A 475-nucleotide genomic window follows, 5' to 3' on the forward strand; every position below is an offset into this window, starting at 1 on the left:
GTGCGTACCTCCATATGCCTCTCCATACTGCTGGAAGTTCAGCGTCTGCACTCCCATCTACTGAACCTCCGTCTCGCCTGTCACTTGCCCGGTTTTGACTCCGGCTTTATGCAATACTTCCGCGTCCGTGAAACGTCGATGAAGATGACGGAGATCCTCACCGGGGCACGTAAAACTTACGGTCTGAACCTGATCGGCGGTTTCCGTCGTGATCTGCTGAAAGAAGATATGACCCAGCCCCGTCAACTGGCGAAGCAGACGCGTCGTGACGCGCAGGAACTGGTCGATATGCTGCTCAGCACTCCACACATGGAACAGCGCACGATCGGTACTGGCCGTCTGGATCCGGAAATTGCCCGCGACTTCAGTAACGTCGGCCCGATGGGTCGAGCCAGCGGGCACGCGCGCGATACCCGCGCCGATGACCCGGTGGATGGGTTGGGGCTGCTGGCGATGTAAGGGCATAGCCGGCAGG

General features: G+C 59.4%; 1 pseudogene. It reads left to right on the forward strand.

From position 1 onward, the window contains the following. A pseudogene (locus tag ACU8YC_RS26770) lies at positions 1-456 on the forward strand (NADH-quinone oxidoreductase subunit D-related protein); the annotation flags it as partial. Positions 457-475 lie beyond the last annotated feature (19 nt).

Source organism: Citrobacter sp. VF227 (genome assembly GCF_052950715.1).